This is a genomic window from Galbibacter sp., assembly GCF_048266365.1.
Lineage (GTDB): Bacteria > Bacteroidota > Bacteroidia > Flavobacteriales > Flavobacteriaceae > Galbibacter.
In genome coordinates, this window is sequence record NZ_JBLWZP010000018.1 from 20,492 (window position 1) to 27,967 (window position 7,476).

Below are 7,476 nucleotides of genomic sequence, written 5' to 3' on the forward strand. Positions count from 1 at the left end.
CTCCTTTCTAATAATGAGTAATCATATAAAAGTATTTGGCCACAACCCTGTCCTTCACTACTTCCAACCCAAGACCCAAAAACCCTTCACTCTTTACCCTTCACGAATTCACATACTCACTTACTCACCACTTTGCCAACAGCTTAAAAACAATTGCTAATTGTTCATTGTTAACTGATTATTGCTATATTTGATATTCTCCCCGATTATATAAGCCCCCTTTACGGTTTTCCGTAAGCTGTGGGTTTGCCTTTGATGTATTTTTGAATGCACCCTTTAATATTAACGGAGACATGAGAAATAAACTGCATGTTGGTATTTACTAGTTGTGCATAATGCAAGAAAAATCGAGCAAACCAATAAACATCGTCTTGAAAAGCCAGCCGCACAAACAGCACATTCATTTTTTTTCCCAACGCATCAGCCAACGCTGAAAAAAAATAAAAGAGCTGTTTTTTGCCTTTGCGCTCAATAAAATGAGGAAAACCGTATTAAAATTAATCGGAAAAAAAGTACATTTAGCCAAAACTAATCAGTATAAATGACCCTAAACCAAATTTTAGAAAAAAAGTATTTGAGCGTTAGAGCATATAATGTTTGTGGCAATAATAATCTGTATAACCTCAATCTAATTGTAGATTACTATTCTAAAAATTTGTCTTTCAAAAAATTAAGAAACTGTGGAGATGGCACGAATGAAGAATTAATTGAGTTTTGCAAAACCCAACTTCTCGAAAATTCAGAAACCACAGATAAGAAAGAAGGTCAACTTTCCTTTGCGGAACTTACTTCAAAACTTACCAGAAAACAGAGAGAAGTCATAAACAGTTTTATCTTTATAAATACTTCCAGCCTATCGATTAGAAGTCAAAATGCAGTTAAGTCGCATCTTCAAAACAATCTCAAAATAAAAAATTTTTCCCGTAGAATTCTTGATGCAAATCTTGATGTAAACAATATGAAAAATGTTGGGAAAAAATCTGTTCCTGAAATTGAAATGTATATATCTATTGTCAGAGATTTTTTCGATGAAATTTCGAAGATAGATGATGACAGACAACTCACAATTTTGAGAAATTCATTTTTAATTCAAAAGACTTTTGGAATTAAGCAAATTCCAAATGAAATTTTGGAATCTGAATCAATATTTAAATTAACAAACTTCTTTTTAGAGAAGAATGCTTTTTTTGATGGCAAAGAAACTTTAATCATCAAAAAATCACTCGATGTTTACGAAAACACGGAAGAAATTACACTTGACAAAATCGCAGAATTAGTTGATTTATCAAGGGAGAGAGTAAGACAATTGAGAAAAAATTGCCTCGAACAATTTTCTACTAACTTTAATTTTCTGAAAAATTTTAACGATGACCTATATTCAAATTACGGCATCGAAGAAAACTCATCTTTTATCTTCATAGATGATGAACTAAAAAAGAGAATCAACACAGTAAATCAAACTGTCTTTTCAAAAAGTTTCTTGACATATATCTTATATATTTATCGCTCTGATGATTATTCATTAATTGGTAATATTGAGGACGTTCTTCAAACAAACTATTTTAATCATAGAAACCGACATAATTGGCGTTCATTTTACCTTGTTAAAAAACAAATTTCAAAGTCTTTCAGATTTGAATACTTTTTGGATGATATAAGTTCACGATATGAAGAAAGGATTATTGAAACTTATACTTTTAATTTCAAAAGTTATCTGTCAAAATTTCTTACAAACTACCAAATAGAAATGCTTGACGAGATTATACCAATTGCCGAAAAAATCATTTTTAATGAGCTTAATATCATTATTGATTTGGAAGATAATATTACGTTTAAAAGAAACACTTCTAAATTGGCGTATGAATATGCTTATGAAGCATTAGAACATCTTGGTAAACCTTCTAAAGTTAAGGATATAGTTATTGCAGTCAATCATTTACACCCAAATTATGAAACTGACGAACCAAAAATTAGGGTTTCAATGAAAAGAAAACACGGATTTGTGCCAGTTGGCAGAAAAAGTATTTTTGGCCTAAAGAAATGGGAAAATGAGCTTGAGAATTTTAAAGGAGGAACTATAAGAACCATTTCCAAGGAATTTCTTTTGGAATTTGACCAGCCTCAACATCAAAAGGAAATCGCCAAATATGTGAAACAATTTCGCCCAAAAACAAACGCAAAAAGCATATATAATAATTTATACGTTGATGAATCCAGAACTTTTGTTTTTTTTGAAAACTATTTCATTGGCTTGACTTCAAAAGAATATTCAGACAAATACATTTTATTGAGTAAAACTGCACCATCAACAAAACGAACGTGGGAAGAAAGCTTGGATGATTTAAACCAATTTGTTAAAGAAAATGAGAGATTACCTTTTTCAAGCGGATGTCCAGAGGCAGAGGAAAAACTCTACCGATGGTTTAATGTTCAAAAAGGCAGAATTAAAAAGAACAAATTGAATGAACACCAAGCAAATATAATTCAATCCCTTGCTGATAAGTTTGAAGATTCTTTAGGAAAAAGAAGGACTAACAATGATGAACGTTATGCTGTGTTGAAAGAGTTTGTTCAGGAAAATTCGAGACTTCCCAATGCAAGTATAAATGGCGAACAGAATCTTTACGCATTTCATTATAAGGAAAGAAAAAAATATGAAGCTGGCGAATTAGATGAAAACGATAAGCAAAAATTAATTGAAGTGGCATTATTACTTCAAAAACAAAAAATATGATAAAAGAAACCAAAGAAAACCAGAACAAAAGACTTAAAGAGATAAGTGAGGAAAAAGGTATTGATTTCGATTCCTTAAAACTTCTTATTGATTCGGTAAAAACCAAAAAATTATTTAAACGGAACAATTATCATTTTCAAAAGATTAATGACACCATAGAAAAGGCTACCAAATGAAATTCAGCAAAATAGATATAGAAAATTTTAGGCAGTATTACGGCAATGTGCCTATTGATTTAGCTACTGATGACCAAAAAAATATTGTAGTTATAGGTGGACGGAATGGATATGGAAAAACCAATCTGTTACTGTCAATAGTTTGGTGCTTGTATGGAGACAAATTATCACAAATAGACGACCATTTTAAAAAAGAAATCCAAAAGGAAAAGAATTATAATTCATTTATGCAACAGTCTATAAATTGGACTGCAAAAAAAGAAGATATTGATACGTTTTCCGTAACGATTCGTATAGATGAGACAGAATTACCAGAATTAAAAATGTTGAATTCAAATTCAGCAGATTCTGTAATTATCAAAAGGCAATTCAATGTATCTACAATGATTGAGGATTTGCATATCATCGACCCAATTTCAAATATGGAATTGTTCAATGACGATGAAGATAAAATCAATTTCATTAACGATTATATAATTCCTATCGATGCCGCCAAATTCGTATTCTTTGATGCTGAAAAAATAGCAGAAATAGCAAACTTATCCATCAAAGAGGAAGGTAGTTTTATAAATGATGCGCTTGGTAAAATTTTAGGATTAGACACATACGAAACCTTGATTGATGATATTGAAACTTACATTAATAATCTAAAAAAAGAAGGAGCCACAAAAAACTTACAAGAACAAATTGCGGATAAGGAAAACGCTATAAAATTATCGCAAATTGCTATTGATAAATTTGAAGAGGAAAATGCTGATAGCCTGAAAAAAATAGATGAACTTAAAAAAGCTATTAGAGAATTTGACAACTTAATTTCGAGCGAAAGTAAGCAAGGAAATTCAAAATTTGATAGAGAAAAGATATTAACTGAAATAACCGAACTCAAAATAAAAGAAACTGAATTAGCTGAAAAATTCAATGAATTAAGTGAAATATTACCACTTACAATATTATCTGGAAAACTTGAAGAAGTAAATGAGCATTTGGATTTACAAGAATCCAATTCAGTTTTTGGAAAAATCGCCTCTGAAAATTCTGCAAAAATTGAAGAATTCATTGAACTCTTATTCAATAAACCACCCGAACCCGAAAATTCCTCTTTTTCGCTAAAAGACAAAATGTTCTATTTCGAAAAGGCGCAAGACTTGAGCCATAAACTTTTTAATCAACAAGATAACAACGATGATGCAGATTTAGCATTTGAACACGATTTAAGCAATGCTGATAAAAAAATGATTCAAGATGCTATTGATTTGGTCAACACGCAATCAAAAGATTTTTTTGAGTCCACCATCGATGAATTTAACGCTACAAAAATCAAATTATCCGAATTAACCAATACTTTAAATAAAGTTGATGCTGATTTGGAAGATGATATAATATTAGAATATAATAGCAAAAAAGAGAAAGCTGATTTTCAACTTTCAGAAGCAAATCAAAAAATCGGAGAGAATAAAGCGAATATTTCAAAAGAAGAAATGAATGTTAAGCGACTTAATCAATCCTATCAAGACTTGCTTAAAAAAGTCGAAATCAATAAAAAGAACAAGACGAAGATTGCCAAAAGTGCCGAATATTTGGATGTTTTGAAAAAGTTTGTTTTTGAACAAAAAGAACAGAAAAAAGAAAGTTTGGCAAAAAACATTCTCGAAGAAATGCAAAAATTAATGCACAAACTTAATACTTCAGGAAGTCAATTTGTTAGCGATATCAAAGTAACTATTCTTGCAGAAGGAAACGGAATGAAAATAACGCTTTATAATTCTGACGATGAGGAAATAAAGAAAGAAGTTCTATCCCAAGGAGAAAAACAACTTTATATTTCAAGTTTAATTAAAGCGATTTTGAAAGAATCAATTCAAAGTCTTCCAATATTTATTGACACACCTTTAGGACGTTTAGATGACGAACACATCAAAAATATACTTCTCTATTATTATCCAGATTTATCGGAGCAAGTAGTAATTCTTTCTACAAACAATGAAATTACCCCAAAGAGATTCAATGATATTTCAGAGAGCGTCTCAAAATCTTATCTACTTGTCAACGACGGCATAAATACAGAACTTAAAAAAGGATATTTCCATAGCTATGAGGATTAAAATAAGTAAAGAAAATGATGAGCTATTATATAAGCTCAAATCGCTATATAATTTTAAAAACGACAGTATAGTTCCGCGTATAGCTTTTTCGTACAGTTTAATGACTGGAAAAACATTTGATTTGGATAAAGAAATATTGCCACCTTCGGATGGTAAAGAATTCAGAGATGGTCGTACAATTTTCGGTTCTGTAATTGACGATACTTCTAATTACGCGATTTATAAAGCTGTTCTCGACCAACATTACAATAAAAGTACTTTCGAGGATGACTTTGCAAAACTTTTTAAACTTCATTTAAATCACGGCTTGAATTTGCTTGATAGTAAAATTGATAAAGTCAATGTTTCAAAAGGAGACCATATCGAAATTTTGATGAAGGCTGTAAAAAGTGGCCTTGCTTTGAGAAAGAAAAATGTAAAAACTTATTCTAATCTGAAAAAGAAAGACGTAAAGGAATATGATGAAGCTCTATCTTTCGATTTAGGTAAAACCGAAGATGGCGAAAACGTAGAAATAAGAATTAACGATTTAAGAGAATTCGACAATAGAAATATTGCTATTGCAGGAATGGCAGGTTCTGGCAAAACCCAATTGATGAAAGATATTTTATATCAAATCTCGTCAAAAACAAATTACGAGCTCAAATTTATCTTTTTTGATTATAAAGGAGAAGGAAATCCAGAGCAGTTAAAACCATTTTTAGAAGCCACTAAATGCAATTTTGTTGACATTGTAAATGATGGTGGCCTAAAATTTAATCCGTTTTTATCGATTAGTACAGATGAAAGACAGAGGCCATTTAGTATAAAGGCTTTTGTGGATACGATTGCCACATTTGTTCCGAGCGTTGGAGTCGCTCAAAAAAATATTCTGATGAATGTGATAACTGACCTTTTTGATGAAAAAAAAGGAGCTTGTCCAACTATAAATGAACTTTTTGAAAGTTTAGAAGAATACTACGAAGAAAACAATAAAAAACCTGATACACTTTATGCAGGTATTCAAGATTTAACTACTAACATCTTTAATTGTAGTAATGACAATCCGAATATTTTAGACAGTAGTTTATATCTGAATTTACCGCCAGCATTGTCTGATACTTTAAGACAGTTAATTGTTTTCTTGCTATTAAGATATTTTCATTTTTACTTTAGTTCGACAAATGATTGCGAACCTGTTGGCCACATTCACCCACTTACTTATGTTATTGTAATAGATGAAGCACATATTTATTTAAAAAATAAAAATGCAAATAAGGCTTTGGAAGATTTATTAAGGCTTTTAAGGTCTAAAGGCGTAATTGTTGTTATGCTATCACAAGGTGTTGAAGATTATAAAACAAGAAATTTCGATTTTACATCTCAAGTTAAATTACCAATTTGTCTAAACGTTCAAAATAAAGATTATAAATCAATAAGCGGATTTTTAGGGACACCAAGTAGCAAATACAAACTCGAAACTGAAATTAAAAAATTAGATTCTGGAAAAGGACTTATTAACATTAGTGACCCACAAATTATAGAACTTAACCAATGGTGGAGAACGAAAAAAACATTGAGCTGAAAAAGGCCAACGCTCAAAGCCATACACATTTGCAATTCGCTCAAAGCCACCACCCTTGCTGGCGCGGGCGTCCCGCCCGTGTCCCCCACAACGTTTTGCGCCCCAAATTTTAGTCACTAAACTTTGACTGCAAGAGCGAGTCGCTCGCACTAGCCACATTGGTTGGATTTATTGATTATTGTTAATTGTTAACTGTTACCCAATATCCCCCTGGCGCGCTTTTATAAAGCCTGCCCATTTATTTTACATTTACAATGCATCCCACAACAGATAACAGATAACTCACAACTGAAATCCCACTTCTAACTACTAAAAATTCCCTATCTTGTAGTTTATAACCTATTAAAAAACAGGTCAATGCCTAAGATAAAATCCATTATAAAAATCGTGGGCACCATAAAAGGAATGACCTACTATTTCCTCAATGGAGAGTATATTGCCCGTCGCTCCAATCCACCTACTAAAGACCAAATATATAACGATCCACGCTTTGCAACGGTAAAAGCAAATGCAATAGAATTTGGCGGAGCATCCATCCTTTCCAAGGCAATCCGCAACGGCCTCGGGGAAAACGAAAAAATATTTAAGGACACTCGCTTCGCCAGCCGTCTCTCTGGTACTTGCAGGAAAATCATCCAAAAGGGGAGGGGGAAACTAGGGGAACGTGAAGCCAGTCTGTACAACATGCCCGAAGCCCTCATAGGTTTTCAACTACAGAAAAAACAAGTTTTCAATCGTATTTTTCCCGCCACCCCTGTTGTCACTACAGATCAGAACAAACAGCTTATCACCATTTCAATCCCGCAACTCAAAGTAGTTCCCCCAAAAGGCAAATCAAACGCTACCCACTTCCAGCTCCTTGCGGCAATAAGCACCGCGTCTGCACACAAATGGCACAGA

The 7,476-nt window shown here is 32.2% G+C and carries 4 protein-coding genes and 1 pseudogene; all 5 read left to right on the forward strand.

Annotated features, from left to right (window positions below):
• The first annotated feature begins 541 nt into the window (after positions 1-541).
• Positions 542-2,734: a hypothetical protein gene (locus ACN0TV_RS16255; RefSeq protein WP_417237407.1), complete on the forward strand. Its 2,193-nt coding sequence runs from the start codon at positions 542-544 to the stop codon at positions 2,732-2,734.
• Positions 2,731-2,910: a DNA modification system-associated small protein gene (locus ACN0TV_RS16260; RefSeq protein ID WP_035480018.1), complete on the forward strand. Its 180-nt coding sequence runs from the start codon at positions 2,731-2,733 to the stop codon at positions 2,908-2,910. The genes ACN0TV_RS16255 and ACN0TV_RS16260 overlap by 4 nt, the downstream gene beginning before the upstream one ends.
• Complete coding sequence (dndD, locus tag ACN0TV_RS16265) at positions 2,907-5,012, forward strand: DNA sulfur modification protein DndD (RefSeq protein WP_417364288.1); 2,106 nt, start codon at positions 2,907-2,909, stop codon at positions 5,010-5,012. The genes ACN0TV_RS16260 and dndD overlap by 4 nt, the downstream gene beginning before the upstream one ends.
• Positions 5,002-6,576 (forward strand): DndE family protein, encoded by a 1,575-nt coding sequence (locus ACN0TV_RS16270; protein ID WP_417237405.1) that lies wholly within the window; start codon positions 5,002-5,004, stop codon positions 6,574-6,576. Before dndD ends, ACN0TV_RS16270 begins: the two co-directional genes overlap by 11 nt.
• Before the next feature lie 357 nt (positions 6,577-6,933).
• A pseudogene (locus ACN0TV_RS16275) lies at positions 6,934-7,476 on the forward strand (hypothetical protein); the annotation flags it as partial.